Origin of the sequence: Kitasatospora albolonga (genome assembly GCA_002082585.1) — a bacterium.
Taxonomy (GTDB): Bacteria; Actinomycetota; Actinomycetes; order Streptomycetales; family Streptomycetaceae; genus Streptomyces; species Streptomyces stephensoniae.
In genome coordinates, this window is the sequence record CP020563.1 from 6,389,745 (window position 1) to 6,405,400 (window position 15,656).

The 15,656-nt window shown below is 73.3% G+C and carries 13 protein-coding genes; 10 read left to right on the forward strand and 3 right to left on the reverse strand.

Annotated elements, in window-relative coordinates:
* The first annotated feature begins 59 nt into the window (after positions 1–59).
* A complete protein-coding gene (locus B7C62_28395; protein ARF75742.1) occupies positions 60–785 on the forward strand; it encodes a hypothetical protein in 726 nt (241 codons plus the stop codon).
* A 69-nt stretch (positions 786–854) separates the two neighbouring features.
* On the opposite strand, the gene B7C62_28400 is transcribed toward B7C62_28395, so the two are convergent.
* The gene (locus B7C62_28400) at positions 855–1,121 is read right to left on the reverse strand and encodes a hypothetical protein (protein ID ARF75743.1); all 267 of its coding nucleotides are present in this window, start codon (positions 1,119–1,121) and stop codon (positions 855–857) included.
* 138 nt (positions 1,122–1,259) lie between these two features.
* On the opposite strand from B7C62_28400, the gene B7C62_28405 reads away from it, so the two are divergent.
* The 6 genes from B7C62_28405 (at position 1,260) to B7C62_28430 (ending at position 9,332) form a co-directional block, all read left to right on the forward strand.
* A complete protein-coding gene (locus B7C62_28405) occupies positions 1,260–2,198 on the forward strand; it encodes a tRNA (adenosine(37)-N6)-dimethylallyltransferase MiaA (GenBank protein ID ARF75744.1) in 939 nt (312 codons plus the stop codon).
* Positions 2,199–2,305: 107 nt separating this feature from the next.
* The gene (locus tag B7C62_28410) at positions 2,306–2,746 is read left to right on the forward strand and encodes a hypothetical protein (protein ID ARF75745.1); all 441 of its coding nucleotides are present in this window, start codon (positions 2,306–2,308) and stop codon (positions 2,744–2,746) included.
* A 68-nt stretch (positions 2,747–2,814) separates the two neighbouring features.
* Positions 2,815–3,687: a diaminopimelate epimerase gene (locus B7C62_28415; GenBank protein ARF75746.1), complete on the forward strand. Its 873-nt coding sequence runs from the start codon at positions 2,815–2,817 to the stop codon at positions 3,685–3,687.
* Between the two features lie 251 nt (positions 3,688–3,938).
* On the forward strand, positions 3,939–6,092 hold the full coding sequence (locus tag B7C62_28420; GenBank protein ARF75747.1) for a bifunctional (p)ppGpp synthetase/guanosine-3',5'-bis(diphosphate) 3'-pyrophosphohydrolase: 2,154 nt from the start codon (positions 3,939–3,941) through the stop codon (positions 6,090–6,092).
* Positions 6,093–6,184: 92 nt separating this feature from the next.
* Positions 6,185–7,642 carry a zinc metalloprotease gene (locus tag B7C62_28425; protein ID ARF75748.1) on the forward strand — a complete coding sequence of 486 codons (1,458 nt, stop codon included), beginning with the start codon at positions 6,185–6,187 and terminating at the stop codon, positions 7,640–7,642.
* Positions 7,643–7,811: 169 nt separating this feature from the next.
* Positions 7,812–9,332 carry a GTPase HflX gene (locus tag B7C62_28430; GenBank protein ID ARF75749.1) on the forward strand — a complete coding sequence of 507 codons (1,521 nt, stop codon included), beginning with the start codon at positions 7,812–7,814 and terminating at the stop codon, positions 9,330–9,332.
* Positions 9,333–9,401: 69 nt separating this feature from the next.
* On the opposite strand, the gene B7C62_28435 is transcribed toward B7C62_28430, so the two are convergent.
* Positions 9,402–9,941, reverse strand: a complete 540-nt coding sequence (locus B7C62_28435; protein ARF75750.1) for an ATP-binding protein — start codon at positions 9,939–9,941, stop codon at positions 9,402–9,404.
* A gap of 165 nt (positions 9,942–10,106) precedes the next feature.
* Here B7C62_28435 and B7C62_28440 point away from each other — a divergent pair, with 165 nt between their 5' ends.
* Complete coding sequence (locus B7C62_28440; GenBank protein ID ARF75751.1) at positions 10,107–10,460, forward strand: hypothetical protein; 354 nt, start codon at positions 10,107–10,109, stop codon at positions 10,458–10,460.
* Between the two features lie 180 nt (positions 10,461–10,640).
* Here the strand turns inward: B7C62_28440 and B7C62_28445 are convergent, their stop codons facing one another.
* Positions 10,641–11,813, reverse strand: a complete 1,173-nt coding sequence (locus tag B7C62_28445; GenBank protein ID ARF77409.1) for a hypothetical protein — start codon at positions 11,811–11,813, stop codon at positions 10,641–10,643.
* Between the two features lie 357 nt (positions 11,814–12,170).
* On the opposite strand from B7C62_28445, the gene B7C62_28450 reads away from it, so the two are divergent.
* Complete coding sequence (locus B7C62_28450; GenBank protein ID ARF75752.1) at positions 12,171–13,574, forward strand: aspartate aminotransferase family protein; 1,404 nt, start codon at positions 12,171–12,173, stop codon at positions 13,572–13,574.
* A 28-nt stretch (positions 13,575–13,602) separates the two neighbouring features.
* Positions 13,603–15,588: an iron transporter gene (locus tag B7C62_28455; GenBank protein ID ARF75753.1), complete on the forward strand. Its 1,986-nt coding sequence runs from the start codon at positions 13,603–13,605 to the stop codon at positions 15,586–15,588.
* Positions 15,589–15,656 lie beyond the last annotated feature (68 nt).

Here is a 15,656-nt window from a genome sequence, read left to right on the forward strand (position 1 = left end):
GCTGCCCTCGCCGTACGGGGGCGCGGTGGGCTGTCCCCCTGCCCAGTACGCTGACCGGCATGCTTGTCGCCGCCGCCGTGTGCCCCTGTCCGCCGCTCCTGGTGCCCGAGGTCGCCGCCGGGGCCGCGCCCGAACTCGACCCGGCACGCGCCGCGTGCCTGGACGCGGTGGGGGTGCTCGCTGCCTCCCGCCCCGATCTGCTCGTGGTCGTCGGGCCGGGGGACGGCCGGACCGCGGGGAGCTACCCGGCGGGCGCGCACGGCTCGTTCCGGGGCTTCGGCGTCGGCCTCGACGTCACCCTGGGCCCGGAGGCGGCCCAGGCCGCCACGGAACCACCCCTGCCCGGTTCCCTCGCCGTCGGCGCGTGGCTGCTGGACCGGGCCCGCTGGGCGGGCACCCCGGGCGCGGCGGTCGAGGGGCTCGCCGTCGACGAACGCAGCCCCGCCGCCGCGTGCGCGCGGGCCGGACAGGAGCTGGCCGCCCGCGCCGACCGCGTCGCGCTCCTGGTCATGGGCGACGGCAGCGCCTGCCGCACCCTCAAGGCGCCCGGCTACCTGGACGAGCGGGCCGAGACCTTCGACGCCCGGGCCACCGAGGCGCTGGGTACGGCGGACCTCGCCGCACTCGACGCCCTGGACGAGACCCTCGCGTACGAACTGAAGGCGGCCGGCCGGGCCCCCTGGCAGCTGCTCAGCGGCGCCGCACGGGGCGCGGGCCTCGGCGGACGGCTCCTGTACGAGGACGCGCCCTACGGGGTCGGCTACACCGTCGCCGCCTGGTCCTGAACCGAACAGGCCGACGGCGGCCCCGGAGAGTTCCGGGGCCGCCGTCGGCCAAGCCCTGCCGCCGCCGGGTCAGGAAGCGGGCGGCGGAGGGGGAGGCGTGGTGCCGGGAGTGCCAGGAGTGCCGTCGTCCTTCTGGCCCAGCTTGTCGACGGCTTCCTTTGCCTTGCGCGTACCGGAATCGATCTTGTCGCTGTACTTGCCCTTGGTCTTCTCGTCGACCGTGCGCGCGGCCTTGTCGAGCCCCTGCCCGATCTTGTCCCCGTGCTGCTGCGCGAGGTCGCCGACCTTTTCCTTGGCCGGTCCCAGCTTGGCCTTCAGGTTGTCCAGGAACCCCATTGGGTCACCTTCCGTGCAGTGAGGACGGTCTGCGGGAGCGTTCTCCCGCCTCCCATTGTCCGTCACCTGTCGCGTCCTGCCGACTTCACTCGCCGTACGGCGTACGGTCGCCGTCCTGAGGTTTGGGAGACTGTCCCGGTGACACCTCCCGCTTCCGCCCCCCGCGTCATCACCGTCGTCGGCCCCACCGCGGCCGGCAAATCCGATCTGGGGGTCTTCCTCGCCCGGAAACTCGGCGGTGAGGTGGTCAACGCCGACTCCATGCAGCTCTACCGGGGCATGGACATCGGTACGGCGAAGATGACACCCGCCGAGCGCGCGGGCGTCCCGCACCACCTGCTGGACATCTGGGACGTCACCCAGGCCGCCAGCGTCGCCGAGTACCAGCGCCTCGCCCGGCTGGAGATCGACCGGCTGCTCGCCGAGGGCCGTACGCCGATCCTCGTCGGCGGCTCCGGGCTGTACGTGAAGGGCGCCATCGACGCCCTGGAGTTCCCCGGTACGGACCCGGGGGTGCGCGCCCGGCTCGAACAGGAGCTGGCCGAGGAGGGCTCCGGCTTCCTGCACCGGCGCCTGGCCACCGAGGACCCCGAGGCCGCCCGGTCCATCCTCGCGAGCAACGGCCGCCGCATCGTCCGCGCCCTCGAAGTCATCGAGATCACCGGCAAGCCCTTCACCGCCAACCTCCCCGGCGACGAGCCGGTCTACGAGGCCGTGCAGATCGGCGTCGACGTGGACCGCCCCGAGCTCGACGAGCGCATCGCCCTGCGCGTCGACCGGATGTGGGAGGCCGGCCTCGTGGACGAGGTGCGCGACCTGGAGGCCGCCGGGCTGCGCGACGGCCTGACCGCCTCACGGGCCCTCGGCTACCAGCAGGTCCTCGCGGCGCTCGCGGGGGAGTGCACGGAGGAGGAGGCGCGGGCCGAGACCGTACGCGCCACCAAGCGCTTCGCCCGTCGGCAGGACTCCTGGTTCCGCCGCGACCCGCGCGTCCGGTGGCTGGGTGGCGGACACCGTGACCGGGAGGAACTCCCGCACCGGGCGCTGACGTTGATCGAACGAGCGGTCACAGCCTGATCACGTGATGGCATCGGGACGCTCCGCCCGTCAATTCGGCGCCCGTGACCGTGCCATCATCGAGCATCGATCCACCAGTGCAGTCCGAGTTGGGAGGGCGCGTGGCGATGGAGGCCGGCCCTCGCGACACGGAGCAGCACGACGTACCGCCGCCGCGGCAGAGCGCGGGGCGGCTGAGCCCCGACGGGCCCGACGAGCAGGACGTGGCCCCCGAGGTCGAGGTCGAGCTCAGGCCCGCCCGCAGACTGCGGATCTGGCAGCTCGCGCCCATCGTCATGCTGGCCGCCGTCGGCTCCCTGATGTTCGCCTTCCCGCTCGCCTTCGAGTTCGGTGACGGCGGTGCCGTCGTCGCCATGCTCGGGCTCCTGATCAGCGGCTGCGCGGCAGGCTGGGGCATGATGGCCGCCCGCCGCGTCGGCCACACCTGGCCCGGCCTGCCTGCCCGGGGCTCGGGCGACCGCCCCGACTGGCGTGTGATCGCCCTCTACGTGACCATGGGCGCCGGGCTCGTCGCCCTCGCCGTCTGGCGCGTCGCCCGGCTGCGCTGACCCCCCACCCTCCTCGCGGTCCGGGTCCGGTTTCGCGGGCTGTCGGTGGCGGCTCGTACAGTTGCCCTGTGAGCACTTCGCAGATCGCCTTCCTCAAGGGTCACGGCACCGAGAACGACTTCGTGATCGTCCCCGACCCGGACAACGCCCTCACGCTGCCCGCCTCCGTCGTCGCGCAGATCTGCGACCGCCGGGCCGGTATCGGCGGGGACGGCCTGCTGCACGTCGTCCGCTCCGCCGCCCACCCCGAGGCCCGGGACATGGCCGCCGAGGCCGAGTGGTTCATGGACTACCGCAACGCGGACGGCTCCATCGCCGAGATGTGCGGCAACGGGGTGCGCGTCTTCGCCCACCACCTCCAGCGTGCGGGCCTGGTCGAGCAGGGCGGGCTCGCCGTCGCCACCCGGGGCGGCGTCAAGCAGGTCCACATCGCCAAGGACGGCGACATCACCGTCTCCATGGGGCGCGCCCTGCTGCCCGAGGAGAGCGGCACGGTCGCCGTCGGGGAGCGCAGCTGGCCCTCCCGCAACGTCAACATGGGCAACCCGCACGCCGTCGCCTTCGTCGAGGACCTCGCCCACGCCGGAGACCTCCTCTCGGCCCCTCCGGTCAGCCCCGCGACGGTCTACCCCGAGGGTGTCAACGTCGAGTTCGTGGTCGACCGGGGCCCGCGCCACGTCGCCATGCGCGTCCACGAGCGCGGCTCCGGCGAGACCCGCTCCTGCGGTACCGGCGCCTGCGCGGTGGCCGTCGCCGCCGCCCGCCGGGACGGCACGGACCCGGCGGTGACCGGCCTCCCCGTGACGTACCGGGTGGACCTCCCCGGCGGCACCCTGACCATCACCGAGCACCCGGACGGGGCGGTCGACATGACCGGCGCCGCCGTGATCGTCGCCGAGGGCACCATCGACCCGGCGTGGCTCGAAGCGGCGAGGGGCTGACCGCCGGGCGACGGACCGGCCGACCACCGAGCGGTCCGTGGCCCTGCGCTTGACCGGACCGTGACCGGCCGACCGCCGAGCGGCTCCCCGTTCGAAACCGTGGTCGGTCGGAGCTTCGCTCGAATGGGTGATCCGTTTCACGCTGGGCGAGAGCCGGACTGCGCCACGTGGTGGGGTCGATAGCATCAAGCACCGGCCCGGAGAAGCGTCCGCCTCTCCCCACCGCCGGTCGACGTCGCCGGAGGTGCCCCATGAGTGCAGAGGCCGCCGATCCCGCCGCCCCGCCCCGCAGGCGGAGCCGGCCCAGGATCGATCTGCGCAGACTGGGCCGGGTGGCGCTGCTCGGCCCCGTCCCCCGCGACCGGCTGCCCGATGCCATCGGCCATGTCGCCGATGCGCACCGCGCCCACCACCCCGACGCCGACCTGGGCATCCTCCACCGCGCCTACGTCCTCGCGGAGTCCTCGCACCGGGGCCAGATGCGCAAGAGCGGCGAGCCGTACATCACCCACCCGCTGGCCGTCACCCTGATCCTCGCCGAGCTCGGCGCCGAGACCACCACCCTGACCGCCTCCCTCCTCCACGACACCGTCGAGGACACCGAGGTGACGCTCGATCAGGTGCGGGAGCAGTTCGGCGAGGAGGTCTGCTATCTCGTCGACGGCGTCACCAAGCTGGAGAAGGTCGACTACGGCGCCGCCGCCGAGCCGGAGACCTTCCGCAAGATGCTCGTCGCCACCGGCAACGACGTCCGGGTCATGTCGATCAAACTGGCCGACCGGCTGCACAACATGCGCACCCTCACCGTGATGCGCCCCGAGAAACAGGCCCGGATCGCCAAGGTCACCCGGGACGTCCTCATCCCGCTGGCCGAACGGCTCGGCGTACAGGCGCTCAAGACCGAGCTGGAGGACCTGGTCTTCGCCATCCTGGACCCCGAGGGGTACGAGGAGACCCGCGCCCTCATCGCCGGTGCCACGGGCGGCGAGGACCCCCTGTCCGCCATCGCCGACAACGTACGTACCACCCTGCGGGAAGCGGGCATCGGCGCCGAAGTCCTCATCCGGCCGCGCCACTTCGTCTCCGTGCACCGGGTCCGCAGGAAACGCGGCGAGCTGCGCCCCACCGACTTCGGCCGGCTGCTCGTCCTGGTCGGCGAGGACGCCGACTGCTACGCCGTCCTCGGTGAGCTGCACACCTGCTTCACCCCGGTGGTCTCCGAGTTCAAGGACTTCATCGCCGCCCCCAAGTTCAACCTGTACCAGTCGCTGCACACCGCCGTCGTCGGCCCCGGGGGCGCCGTCGCCGAAGTCCTCATCCGTACGCACCGGATGCACAAGGTCGCCGAGGCGGGCGTCGTCGCCCTCGGCAACCCGTACGCCCACGACGCCACCGCCCCCCAGCAGGCCGAGCCCTCCGACGGCGAGCGCGCCGACCCGACCCGGCCCGGCTGGCTCTCCCGGCTGCTGGACTGGCAGGAGTCCGCCACCGACCCCGACACCTTCTGGACCACCCTGCGCGCCGACCTCGCCCAGGACCGCGAGATCACCGTGTTCCGCACCGACGGCAGGACGCTCGGCCTGCCCGCCGGGGCCAGCTGCGTCGACGCCGCCTACGCCCAGCACGGGGAGCGGGCGCACGCCTGCATCGGGGCCCGGGTCAACGGCCGCCTGGCCACCCTGAGCACCGTCCTCAGCGACGGGGACACCGTGCAGCTCCTGCTCGCCCAGGACACCGCGTCCGGCCCGTCCCCCGAGTGGCTGGACCACGCCCGCACCCCCGCCGCCCGGATCGCGATCACCGGCTGGCTCTCCGCCCACCCCGACGACCCCGGCCCGGAGGCCGGGGGAGCGAACGGCGGCGACGGCCGTACGGAACCGGCGGCCGACGGCCCGCAGTCCACCGCACCCGCCCGCACCAGGTCCGGGGGCCGCGCGGCCAACGTCGTCGTCGACGGCCCGGAGAGCCCGGCCCGGCTGGCGGGCTGCTGTACGCCGGTGCCCCCGGACGAGGTGGTCGGCTTCGTCGTCCGGGGCGGCGCCGTCACCGTGCACCGCCTGGAGTGCCCCGCCGTCGCCCGGATGCGGGAGATCGGCCGCGCCCCCGTCGCGGCCCGCTGGCGCGACGAGGACGGCGGGAGCGACGCCGCGGGCTGCCGGGTCACCCTCGTCGCGGAGTCCTTCGGACGGCCCCGGCTGCTGGCCGACCTCACCGAGGCCATCGCCACGGCCGACGCGGCCATCGTCTCCGCCACCGTCGAACCGCCCAGCGAACAGCGCGTCCGGCACACCTACACCCTCCAGCTCCCCGACGCCGCCGGGCTGCCCGCCCTGATGCGGGCCATGCGCGAGGTCGCCGGGGTCTACGACGTCAGCCGCGCCCAGCACCCGGCCGCCACCGGCTGACCGTCACCGGAGCGGCCCGGGGGCCCGCCCCGTTCGGGTGGTGCGGCGCGCGGCACCACCGGGAGGGCGCCCGGCGCTGATAGCGGTAGTCCATGCCGCTCCTCTCCCGCCGCCTGCGGGCCGCCCTCCTGGCCACCGCGTCGCTCTCCCTCGTCGCCGCCGCCGCCCTGCCCGACCCCGAGCCCCTCGGCATCGGTGACCGGCTCTTCCCCGAGCTGGGCAACCCCGGGTACGACGTCCTCACGTACGACATCGCCTTCACGTACCACGGCAGCAACACCAAGCCCCTGGACGCCGTCACCAAGATCACGGCCCGCACCACCGCCCCGCTGGACCGGATCAACCTCGACTTCGCCCGGGGCACCGTCCAGGGCGTCGAGGTCGACGGGGTGGCCGCCGACTTCGGCAGCAAGAACGAGGACCTGGTCATCCAGGCCCCCCGCCGCCTCCCCGCGGGCGTACCCCTGAACATCACCGTCCGGCACACCAGCGACCCGGCCGGAACCGCGGGCAACGGCGGCTGGATCCGCACCGCCGACGGGCTCGCCATGGCCAACCAGGCCGACGCCGCCCACCGGGTCTTCCCGGGCAACGACCACCCCTCGGACAAGGCGCACTTCACCTTCCGCATCACCGCCCCCAAGGACCTCACGGCCGTCGCCAACGGGCTGCCCGCCGGACACACCCGTAACGGCGCGACCACCACCTGGACGTACCGCACCGAGCACCCCATGGCCACCGAACTGGCCCAGGTCTCCATCGGCCGCTCCCACGTCCACCACCACACCGGCCCGCACGGACTGCCGCTGCGCGATGTCGTCCCGGCCGCCGACCGGGCCACGATGGAGCCCTGGCTGAAGAAGACCCCCGCCCAGCTGGAGTGGATGGAGCGGCGGGTCGGCCGCTACCCCTTCGAGACGTACGGAGTCCTCGTCGCCGACAGCCGCATCGGCTTCGCGCTGGAGACCCAGACGATCTCGCTGTTCGGCAAGTCCTTCTTCACCGAGCCCGCCTACCCCGAGTGGTACGTCGACTCCGTGATGATCCACGAGCTGGCCCACCAGTGGTTCGGCAACAGCGTCTCGCCCGCCACCTGGTCCGACCTCTGGCTCAACGAGGGGCACGCCACCTGGTACGAGGCCCTGCACGCCGAGGAGAACGGGGGCGTGACCCTGGAACGGCGGATGCGTGAGGCGTACAGGCTCTCCGACGGCTGGCGGGCGGACGGCGGCCCGCCGGCCCGCCCGGACAGCCCGGCCGAGGGCGAGAAACTGAGTCTCTTCCGCCCGGTCGTCTACGACGGCAGCGCCCTGATCCTCTACGCCCTGCGCCAGGAGATCGGCGAGGCCGCCTTCGACCGGCTCCAGCGCACCTGGGTCCGTGTCCACCGGAACGGTACGGCGACCACCGAGGACTTCACCCGGCTCGCCTCCGGCATCGCCGGACGGGACCTGACGGCCTTCTTCGAGGGGTGGCTGTACGGGGAGAAGACCCCGCCGATGCCCGGGCACCCCGACTGGCGCGCGGCCGAACCGGCTGCCACCCCGTGAGCGCGGGGGAAAACCCCAGTGACGGGGCCGGTGGGGCCGTGCCACTATCGAACGCGTCGGCACGGCGGACCGCACGGGACCGCCCGGCGGTGGTGACGGTGATCGGGAATCATCCGGAAAGATCACACGTTGTGACTGACGTAAAGACTTCTATCGACGTAAGGACCCAATGACCTCCTCTTCTTCCCTTCCCCAGGACGCGCAGGACGCGCGGAGCGCCACGGAGAACACCCCCGGGAGCCTCACCGAGAGCCTTCGGGCCGACGCCCTGATGGAAGAGGACGTCGCCTGGAGCCAGGAGATCGACGGAGCGCGCGACGGCGACCAGCTGGACCGCTCCGAGCGTGCCGCTCTGCGGCGCGTCGCCGGTCTCTCCACGGAGCTCGAGGACGTCACCGAGGTCGAGTACCGACAGCTGCGCCTGGAGCGCGTCGTGCTGGTCGGTGTCTGGACCTCGGGGACGGTACGCGACGCGGAGATCTCCCTCGCGGAGCTCGCCGCACTCGCCGAGACGGCGGGCGCACAGGTGCTGGACGCGGTGTACCAGCGGCGCGACAAGCCCGACCCGGCGACCTACATCGGTTCCGGCAAGGCGCTGGAGCTGCGCGACATCGTCCTCGAATCCGGTGCCGACACCGTCGTCTGCGACGGTGAGCTCAGCCCCGGCCAGCTGATCCACCTGGAAGACGTCGTCAAGGTGAAGGTGGTCGACCGGACCGCCCTCATCCTCGACATCTTCGCCCAGCACGCCAAGTCCCGTGAGGGCAAGGCGCAGGTCTCCCTCGCGCAGATGCAGTACATGCTGCCCCGGCTGCGCGGCTGGGGTCAGTCGCTCTCCCGCCAGATGGGCGGCGGCGGCTCCAGTGGCGGTGGCGGCATGGCCACGCGTGGTCCCGGTGAGACCAAGATCGAGACGGACCGGCGGCGGATTCGCGAGAAGATGGCGAAGATGCGCCGGGAGATCGCGGAGATGAAGACCGGCCGCGAGATCAAGCGGCAGGAGCGCAAGCGCAACAAGGTGCCCTCCGTCGCCATCGCCGGATACACCAACGCGGGCAAGTCCTCGCTGCTCAACCGTCTCACCGGAGCCGGTGTCCTGGTGGAGAACGCCCTGTTCGCCACCCTGGACCCGACCGTGCGCCGGGCCGAGACACCGAGCGGCCGTATCTACACCCTCGCCGACACCGTCGGGTTCGTACGGCATCTGCCGCACCACCTCGTCGAGGCGTTCCGCTCCACCATGGAGGAGGTCGGCGAGTCCGATCTCATCCTGCACGTGGTGGACGGCTCCCACCCGGTGCCGGAGGAGCAGCTCGCCGCGGTGCGCGAGGTGATCCGTGAGGTCGGCGCGGTGAACGTGCGCGAGATCGTCGTGATCAACAAGGCGGACGCGGCGGACCCGCTGGTCCTCCAGCGGCTGCTGCGCAACGAGAAGTACGCGATCGCGGTCTCGGCCCGGACCGGCGAGGGCATCGACGAGCTGCTCGCGCTCATCGACGCCGAGCTGCCGCGCCCGTCCGTCGAGATCGAGGTGCTCGTGCCGTACATCCAGGGGGCCCTGGTCTCCCGGGTGCACGCCGAGGGTGAGGTCCTCTCCGAGGAGCACACCGCCGAGGGCACCCTGCTCAAGGCCCAGGTCCACGAGGAGCTGGCGGCGGAGCTGGGGACGTTCGTCCCCGCCGCGCACTGATTCACCGTACGGCGCAGGCCGTGACGGAGACGCCCGACCAGGGAGATCCTGGGCCGGGCGTCTCCGCGTTCACGGACCCTCCGGCGTACCGGGACCGCCGCCCGGTGTACGGGGGGAACCTTCCGCGCCCTTGTCCCCGGGGAGTCCCTTGTCCCCCGGGAGCCCTTCGTCTCCCGGGAGTTCCTTGTCCTCCGGGAGTTCCTCGTACCCCGGAGGCACGAAGCAGGCGGTCACGGTCTTGCCGTCCCGCTGCGGATGGTGGTGCCAGCTGTCGGCCAGCGCGTCCACGATGGCCATGCCCCGGCCGCCGAGCGCGCCGGGTCCGGCGTCGCGCGGTACGGGCGGTTGCGGACTGGAGTCGTGGACGCTGACGTGCAGGCATGTGCTGTCCCAGGTCAGGACGAGCTGGGCGTCACTGCGGGCGTGCCGGTGCGCGTTGGTGATGAGCTCGGAGACGGCGATGAGCACCGAGTCCACGGTGTCGGGCGAGCGCTCGGCCCACTCCAGGGACGCGAGGTGCCCGCGCGCCCAGTGGCGTCCCGCTCGCACACCTTGGGAGACGGGGAAGGACTGTGCCCAGCCCACCGCCCTCATCGTGGAATCGGTCATCGCCCTGCCTCTCGGTCGGTCCGCGCGGGAATCCGGCGCTCGCTCGCCTTCCGTGTACCCGCCGGAACGCCGAACACCGTCCCGCCGGGGCGGGACGGTGTTCGCAACCGCGGGGCACGGGCGTGCGGGCGGGCGGTGTCCGAGTCCGTCGGGCACCATGGCCGGATGGACGCCGATCAGCCGGAGCGGACCCCCGACGGCCGGTACATCGTGGTGAACGGGCGGCGATGGCGGGCGACCGACCCGGAGATCCCCGAGGAGGTCGCCGCCGATCTGCGCCGCCACCTGATGGCGGCCCGGCGAGGAGTGGCGGCCGCGCGCCGGAACCAGGACCCGGCGGCCGAGAAAATGGCCCGGAGCCGGGTGCACACGGCCAAGGTGGCCCTCGGCGAACGCGGCACCCCGTGGTGGGAACAGCCCGTCGTCGAACGGCGCCGCCGCTGGGAGGACGGCGCCGCGGAACTCCGGGCCGCCGCCCCGCCGCCGGGCGGGTCCGGTGGCCGCCCGGCCGACGGGTGAGCCGACCGGGCGGATGAACCGGCGGCCGATGAGCCGGCCGACGGCTGGGCGGCCGGGACCGAAGAGCCGATGGGCCGGATGAGCCGGCCGAAGGACGAGCCGACCCGAGGACGAGTCGGCCGGCCGCCCGGCGGGTCCGCCCACCAGCCCACCCGCCCGGCCGGATGAGTCCGGGGCCTACTACTGGCCCGCGTACTTCTCGCTGACCGCGCGGTAGACGCCCTCGGCCTCCTTGCCGAGCCGGGGGCCGGCCAGCCAGCCCGCCGAGATCGGGCCGATCGAGGTGTTCGAGACCAGGGCGGGCTTGCCGTCCTGGCCCGCCGCGACCCAGCCGCCGCCGGAGGAGCCACCGGTCATGGTGCAGCCGATGCGGTACATCGTCGGCTCGTTCTGGCGGACCGACAGGCGGCCCGGCCTGTCCTTGCACTGGAGCAGCTTCTGGCCGTCGAACGGCGGCGCGGCCGGGTAGCCGGTGGCCGTCATGTCCGGGATCTGCGGTACGGCCGGAGCGTTGAAGTCGACCGGCAGCGCCGAACCGACCGTCTCCTCCAGCGACTTGCCCGTCGAACCCTTCTCCGGCGTCACATGCAGCACCGCGAAGTCGTACGGGGCACCCTGCCCGCCGGTCGCCGCGCCCTGGGCGATCCACTGCTCGGAGGTCTGGGCCCACCGGCCCCACCACACTCCGTACGGAGCGACCTTCTCCTTGGGCGCGGTCTCCAGCTCCGCCAGGGACAGGCCGTCGTTGTTGTAGGACGGGACGAAGGCGATGTTGCGGTACCAGCCGCCGTTCTTGCCCGCGTGCACACAGTGCCCGGCGGTCCACACCAGGTTGGACTTGCCGGGGTTGGCCGGGTCCTTCACCACGGTCGCGGAGCAGACCATCGGGCCCTTGGGGCCGTCGAAGAGCAGCTTCCCGGACTCCGGCGCGCTGCTGTGGTACGGCGTCGCGACACCGGCGGCCTGGACCGGCGCCGGGGTCGGGTCCGTCACACCGTCGTCACCGGAGATGTCGTTGTCGACCGGGTTCTCCGGGGGCTTGTCGGCCTCCCGCATCCGGTCCGGGTCCCAGAGCCCGTCGATGACCGGGTTGACGAAGTCCTTGGCCTCCCGCAGCCACTTGTCCTTGTCCCAGTTCTTCCACTCACCGTCCCGCCACTTGTCCAGGTCGATCCCGCGCTCCTTGAGCCGGTTCTTGAGATCGTCCGGAATCGTGATCGTGCCGTCGGCCGACGGGTCGGCCGAGGCGGTGGGCGTCGTACCGCCCGCGTTGTCCTCCTCCGGACCGCAGGCGGTGGCGGTGAGCGTCAGGACGGCGACGGCCGCCGTCGCGGCGAGCACGCCGGAGGGCATGCGCCGTACGCGCCTGCCGCGGCGTGCGGTGTCGGTCGGGCGAATGGGTCGCATCTGGTGATCCCCCTGGGACTTCGTCACTCGGTACTCCGTGCTGCTTCTCGGACGCTCCGGGGCCGCGGAGCAGGATCTGCGGCCCCCGGTGCGGCCCCCCACTATGCCGGTGCCGATGGGGACGGCACGCGGCAGGTCCACGGTTCCGCCGCCGCAAGGATGTTCCGATTTACCCGTGATCCCTTGCGACCGGCGTCGTTGGTACGTACGGGGGACACCAGGACAGCGTTCACCCCCGCACTCCGTCCGCGCGAAAACGTACCGACGTGCAACGCAACTGTTACCGCAGGAGGATCAAGAGCCGTGTCCGTGACCGAACCCGCTCCGGTGGCACCGCCTCCCGCGGCCCCCGCGCACGAGGGCATCCTCCGCCGCCAGTCGCTGCGCGAGTCGGCCGCCCGCACCTATGCGCGGTCCCTGCCGATCGTCCCGGTCAGGGCGCGCGGGCTCACCATCGAGGGCGCGGACGGACGGCGCTATCTGGACTGTCTGTCGGGCGCGGGCACCCTGGCGCTCGGCCACAACCACCCGGTCGTGCTCGAGGCCATCAGGAGGGTCATCGACTCCGGTGCGCCCCTGCACGTGCTCGACCTCGCCACCCCGGTCAAGGACGCCTTCACCACCGAGCTGTTCGCCACCCTGCCGCGCGAGTTCGCGGAGAACGCCCGTATCCAGTTCTGCGGCCCCGCCGGTACGGACGCCGTCGAGGCCGCGTTCAAGCTGGTCCGCGCCGCGACCGGGCGCGACGGCCTGCTGACCTTCACCGGCGCCTACCACGGCATGACCGCCGGAGCCCTGGAGGCATCCGGCGGCGCCCGGGACGTCCGGGTGACCCGGCTGCCCTTCCCGCAGGACTACCGCTGCCCGTTCGGGATCGGCGGCGAGCGCGGCGCGGCCCTCGCCGCGCGCTGGACGGAACACCTGCTGGACGACGAGAAGGGCGGGGTCCCGGCCCCGGCGGGGATGATCCTGGAGCCGGTCCAGGGCGAGGGCGGCGTCAACCCCGCCCCGGACGCCTGGCTGCGCAGGATGCGCGAGATCACCCGCGCCAGGGGCATCCCGCTGATCGCCGACGAGGTGCAGACCGGCGTCGGCAGGACCGGCGCCTTCTGGGCCGTCGAGCACAGCGGCATCGTGCCGGACGTCATGGTCCTCTCCAAGGCGATCGGGGGTTCCCTCCCGCTCGCGGTGATCGTCTACCGCTCTGAGCTGGACCTCTGGCAGCCGGGCGCCCACGCGGGTACGTTTCGTGGCAACCAGCTCGCCATGGCGGCGGGCGCGGCCACCCTCGCGTACGTCCGGGAGAACGGGCTGGCGGAGCGGGCGGCGGCCTTGGGCGCCCGAATGCTCGACAGCCTGCGGACGTTGCGGGCGGACCATCCGGGGATCGGCGACGTACGGGGGCGCGGACTGATGATCGGCCTGGAGCTGGTTGACCCCGAGGCCGCGCCCCTGCCCGCCGAGGCCGACGACCGGGCCCCCGCCCCGCCGCCCGACCCGGTCCTCGCCCGCGCCGTCCAGCAGGAGTGCCTGGACCGCGGTCTCATCGTCGAACTGGGCGGCCGGCACAGCGCCGTGGTCCGCCTCCTGCCCCCTCTCACCCTCACCGACGAGCAGGCGAGCGCCGTCATCGACCGGCTGGCCGACGCGCTGGCGGCCGCGGAGCGTTCGCCGCTCCGTCGCAGCGCCGCCGGGCTGACCACCTGATCCCCTGAACCACGCAAGGAAGACCGCCGTGAACCCCACCCCCGCGTCCGAGGCCGACGGCCCCGGCACCCCCCAGCACCGAGGGCAGGACGGACCGGCCGCCCCCGGCACGGTCGAGGCGACGACGACCGTGCCCCGTCAGAAAGCCGTGCACGAGGGCGACGTGGACGCCCCGGCGTACGCCCCCACGGACGAAACGACTCCGTGCGCCCCCGCCTCCACGAACACCTCCACGTCCACGTCCGCAACCACAGCGGACCGTGCGGACGAGCCCCGTGCCGCGGAAGTCCTCGACGGCCAGGACCCGTTGGACCACCCGGACCCGCTGAGGGCCGCCGACGCCGCCGGTACCGAGAGCCTCCTGCGGTGCTGGACCCGGGAGAACGACCTGCCCCGCCCCGACGGCGACACCCTGCGCATCGCCTTCCCCGCCACCGGCACCGCCCTGCTCGTCCCCGTGCACTACTGGTCCGCCACCGGAGCCCACCGCTTCGGCGCCCCCGTCCTGGAGGGCGCCCCCGAGAAGGCCCCGCCCGCCGACGCCGTCACCGTCGCCGTCCTCATCGGCCGCGAAGCCGACCGCAGCGGCTCCGCCGATCTGGTCGCCCGGGTCGCCGACTCCGTACGCCACACCGCGGGCTTCGTCGAACAGCGCCGCCGCCACCCCGCCGACCCCGCCGACACCGACCTCTTCCTCACCGCCGAGCAGTCCCTCCTGCTCGGCCACCCCCTCCACCCCACCCCCAAGAGCCGCGAAGGGCTCTCCGAAGCGGAGTCCCGGCGCTACTCCCCGGAGCTCCACGGCTCCTTCCCGCTCCACTGGTTCGCCGTCGACCGTACGCTGACCGCCACCGACTCCGCCTGGGCCGAGGGCGGCGCCGCGACGGCGGAGGAGCTCCTCGCCCCGCACCGCGAAGGGCTGCGCCTGCCGCCCGGCACCGCCGCCGTCCCGCTGCACCCCTGGCAGGCCGCCGACCTCCTGAGCCGCCCCCAGATCGCGGCCCTCCAGGCGACCGGCCTGCTGCACGACCTCGGCCCGCACGGCGAGCACTGGCACCCCACCTCGTCCATCCGCACCGTGCACCGCCCCGGCGCCCGCGTGATGCTCAAGCTCTCCCTCGGCGTACGCATCACCAACTCCCGCCGCGAGAACCTCCGCAAGGAGCTGCACCGGGGCGTCGAGGTCCACCGCCTCCTCTCCACCGGCCTTGCCGAGCACTGGCAGCGGGCCCACCCCGGCTTCGACATCGTCCGCGACCCCGCCTGGCTGGCCGTCGACGACCCCGAGGGCGCCCCCGTCACCGGCCTCGACGTGATGCTCCGGCAGAACCCTTTCGACCCGGGCGACGACGCCGTGTGCATCGCCGGGCTCACCGCACAGCGCCCCCGGCCGGGGCAGCCCCTGATGCGCTCCCGGCTCGCCGAGGCCGTCGCCGCCCTGGCCGCACGGACCGGCCGGCCGACGGCGGACATCTCCACCGAGTGGTTCCGGCGCTATCTGGACCGCGTCGTACGCCCCGTCCTCTGGCTCGACGCCCACGCCGGTGTCGCGCTCGAAGCCCACCAGCAGAACACCCTGGTGCTGCTCGACCCGGACGGCTGGCCGGTCGGCGGGCGCTACCGGGACAACCAGGGCTACTACTTCCGCGACTCCCGCCGCGACGAACTGGAACGCCGCCTTCCGGGCATCGGCACGGTCAGCGACACCTTCGTCTCGGACCCGGTCACCGACGAGCGGTTCGCCTACTACCTGGGCATCAACAACGTCCTCGGCCTCATCGGCGCGTTCGGCGCCCAGCGCCTCGCCGACGAGCACGACCTCCTCGCCGTCCTCCGCCAATTCCTCACGGAGAACGCGGAACTGGGCTCGCCCCTGCCCGCGTATCTCCTGGAGAACCGTCAACTGCGCTGCAAGGCCAACCTGCTGACCCGGCTGCACGGGCTCGACGAGCTGGTCGGGCCGGTCGACACCCAGTCCGTCTACGTCTCCATCGCCAACCCGCTGCACGCCTGAGCGGCCCGGCCGCGACCCGCCCGGCAACCCGCTCCAGAGAGGAGAGTGCCACCGTGCCACCCGCCGAC

Bases quoted from the DNA above. Each gene is read 5' to 3' on its own strand.
- B7C62_28400 (ARF75743.1), bottom strand. From the start codon at position 1,121: ATGGGGTTCCTGGACAACCTGAAGGCCAAGCTGGGACCGGCCAAGGAA.
- B7C62_28445 (ARF77409.1), bottom strand. From the start codon at position 11,813: ATGCCCTCCGGCGTGCTCGCCGCGACGGCGGCCGTCGCCGTCCTGACG.
- B7C62_28430 (ARF75749.1), top strand. From the start codon at position 7,812: ATGACCTCCTCTTCTTCCCTTCCCCAGGACGCGCAGGACGCGCGGAGC.
- B7C62_28395 (ARF75742.1), top strand. From the start codon at position 60: ATGCTTGTCGCCGCCGCCGTGTGCCCCTGTCCGCCGCTCCTGGTGCCC.
- B7C62_28420 (ARF75747.1), top strand. From the start codon at position 3,939: ATGAGTGCAGAGGCCGCCGATCCCGCCGCCCCGCCCCGCAGGCGGAGC.
- B7C62_28425 (ARF75748.1), top strand. From the start codon at position 6,185: ATGCCGCTCCTCTCCCGCCGCCTGCGGGCCGCCCTCCTGGCCACCGCG.
- B7C62_28440 (ARF75751.1), top strand. From the start codon at position 10,107: ATGGACGCCGATCAGCCGGAGCGGACCCCCGACGGCCGGTACATCGTG.
- B7C62_28435 (ARF75750.1), bottom strand. From the start codon at position 9,941: ATGACCGATTCCACGATGAGGGCGGTGGGCTGGGCACAGTCCTTCCCC.
- B7C62_28410 (ARF75745.1), top strand. From the start codon at position 2,306: ATGGAGGCCGGCCCTCGCGACACGGAGCAGCACGACGTACCGCCGCCG.